This is a genomic window from Mesorhizobium sp. M7A.F.Ca.MR.148.00.0.0 (assembly GCF_003997735.1).
Classification (GTDB): Bacteria; Pseudomonadota; Alphaproteobacteria; order Rhizobiales; family Rhizobiaceae; genus Mesorhizobium.
Genome location: NZ_RZTB01000182.1, coordinates 1 through 1,178 on the forward strand (window position 1 = coordinate 1; position 1,178 = coordinate 1,178).

Consider the following 1,178-nt stretch of genomic DNA (forward strand, 5'->3'; position numbering starts at 1 on the left):
AATCGTAATCGCCCGTTGCCAGCCGCGACGTGGTGATCCAGTAGGCGTCGACCACGTGCTGCACGCCGCCGGCATTGCGGAACCGAATGTAACCGTCGCCGCCGCTCGCAATTTCGATATCCTGCGTCTTGTCGCGGTCGAACATCTGCCAGGCCGACGCGCTCCCACTGCCTGTGGAGGCAGTGCCGGATGAAGCGAAATTGCTGGTCATCTGTGGCGTGAGATGCCCGGTATCGGATGGCGTCAGCGTCGTTGCCGTGTCATTGAGCGGATCATAGGGACCGTCGAGAAATTCGAAATCTTCGAGCGTCCATGTGGTGTGCGCGGTTCGCGTCAACACCTTGGGCTGGTAGTTCCGATGCGTGATCCACATCTGGTCGGCCGACTGGACATAGGCGAGTTCGAACAGGTCCGCCTCGAGATAGGGCGAGGCGACCTCCACCGCGCCGACGCGCGCGCCATAGGCATGGACGCGGATGTACCGGTCGCCGAATTCGAGCGCATAGGCTTGATCGGCCGAGAAGATGAACGGGATCAGCCGCGTCGTCTTCGCGGAAATCTTCACCTCGCCGGCAAAATAGGTGCCGCCGCGCTTGCGGATGCCGCCATGCGGCAGGGTGATGAAGTTCTCGCATTTGGCCAGCGCCGCCCGATAGAAGTCGAGCGAGGCGCGTGCATGCAGGCGCGGCGAGATTTCGCCGCGGGTGAAGACGTCCTGGATCGGGTACAGCGTCGTCATCAGCGCGCAATCCTGTTATTGCCGGGCCTGCTGTCGCCGCGCTGGCTGGACCAGGACGCGGTGTAGAGCCGGCCGCCGCGCTGGACGGCGTTGGCGCTCAGCGCCGCCTCCAGCGCCCGGTCATAGGCAGAGCGGGCAATGTCGATCATGCCCGATTTGTGGGTCAGCGGATGTGCGACCTTGATGGCAAGCGCCGCCACCAGGACCTCGGTGAACAGCGCATCCCAGTCGTTGGGATCGGTGAGGTTGGCGACGTACCGGATGGTCAGCGGGCCGGACTGGTCGGAATAGATCAGCCCCGCCTCCTGGCGCCACGAAATCGGCGCGCCGTCCGGCTCGCCATTGTGGGTCAGCGGCAGCGGCCGCAGGCAGTCGGCCGGCAGTTCGTAGGCAAAGGTCAAGCCGCAATCGCTGCCGGTGTCCGCCCCGGCAACCGTGG

At 64.8% G+C, this 1,178-nt stretch carries 1 protein-coding gene and 1 pseudogene; both read right to left on the bottom strand.

The genetic code is table 11. The annotated features are described in order from the left end of the window. Positions 1-739 (bottom strand): annotated as a pseudogene (locus EOB49_RS31945) (hypothetical protein); the annotation flags it as partial. Continuing rightward, positions 739-1,178: hypothetical protein (locus EOB49_RS31950; protein ID WP_245472929.1), on the bottom strand; the 440-nt coding region annotated here is incomplete at its 5' end. The pseudogene EOB49_RS31945 and the gene EOB49_RS31950, both read right to left, overlap by 1 nt.